General features: G+C 33.5%; 1 protein-coding gene and 1 pseudogene. Both read right to left on the bottom strand.

The window, feature by feature from the left end:
- Nucleotides 1-182: pseudogene (locus ACFIKE_RS10715) on the bottom strand (hypothetical protein); the annotation flags it as partial.
- Between the two features lie 130 nt (nucleotides 183-312).
- Nucleotides 313-546: a hypothetical protein gene (locus tag ACFIKE_RS10710; RefSeq protein ID WP_375649887.1), complete on the bottom strand. Its 234-nt coding sequence runs from the start codon at nucleotides 544-546 to the stop codon at nucleotides 313-315.
- Between the last annotated feature and the right edge of the window lie 769 nt (nucleotides 547-1,315).

Raw genomic sequence — 1,315 nt, 5'->3', positions numbered from 1 at the left:
ATAAGCGTCTTAAACGCTGCATATGAAAAATTCCCCTTCGCGTATTCTTTTGAGATTTTTGGTGTTATGAGAGGGAGCGCTTTTTCCTCAAGTGTATGGATAGTTGTATCAATCGTTTTGTGATACTTTTGAAAGGTTTTTGTTGTAAGAAATGCCAAATGTTCTGTTGTGATTGTTTTCATGTATATTTTCTTTTTTCATTTATTTTTGGAAAGCTTTTCTGATGTTTCCTTTGTTTATTATCTTGTGCTGTAAAGTACTGGTATTAAGGGCGCTGATATGAATCCCATGAGTGGTCAGAAAATGGATTTTCTACAAATTTACTTTGGATAAAACTTTCATTCTTTGAGGTGTAAGGAAGAGGTCAAAAAGAAAAACGTTGCTTAAAATTGTTGGTTTTTGTCCTTTAACAAAGTTGTTTGCAAGAGCGCTTTGATGAAGGTCGTGGATATGGCGGGTGCGATCGCTCTTGGTTTGCGGATGGTGTTGGTACTTTTCATACACAGTACTCAGATTGGTGAATCTATGGGCAAAAGCAGTCATCAAGAATTTTTCTCCATTATGTTTTCTTATTGCTCCATATGAACATCTTGCCATATGAACATCTTGTCTGTGTATTTTTGAAACAAAATGTTTTTTTACTTTGTATTGTTGCTCTTATTGTTTTGGTATTGTTGCTCTTATTGTTTTGCGCTTCTTTAAGATCCTTAAGAGAGGAAACCCTTTCTTATGTTGACAAAAAGCCTTTTTTCAGCGCTTTATCGTTAAAATAGAACACTTTATGATATCGTAAAGGGGGGAAGGCGTGTATAAGAATGATTTATTTATTTTGATTTATATCTAAAATGTTTTTTTAGAAAAAGTCGATGTTCTTGAGTGTGGGTATTTTGAGAGTTCTTGTCTCAAAGATCAACCTTTTGTTTTTCTTAAGTCTTGATATTGGTGATTAGCTTTGTGAAATGTTTTTGGTTGTTTGTAGGGGATAAATTATAAACAAAAAAGCTTTGTAGGAATGTATTTGCAGACTTTCCAAAGTGGAGATGTTGGTTTAGTTATAGGTGGTTTGAGGAGGTGGCATTTTTATAAAGATGATGGGCGTTGGTAAAGCGATATACAAAATACAAAAAGGAAAAAACACGGATTTTTTTTATCATGTTTTCCTTATATGTGTGAGGAAGCGTTCAAAAACTTTTTGTTAAAGGTCTTTTAAAAAATAGAAATCTATGTTGTTTTTGTGGTTGTTCTTTTCATAGTCAAGATCTCATAAGAGGAGGTTAGTTTTTCTTTTGTGGGGCAAAGCGGTTTTTTGCAGCTG

This window comes from Bartonella sp. MU70NMGDW, assembly GCF_042194085.1.
In the GTDB taxonomy this organism is placed as follows: Bacteria; Pseudomonadota; Alphaproteobacteria; order Rhizobiales; family Rhizobiaceae; genus Bartonella; species Bartonella grahamii.
This window is presented reverse-complemented; position numbering and strand designations above follow the sequence as displayed.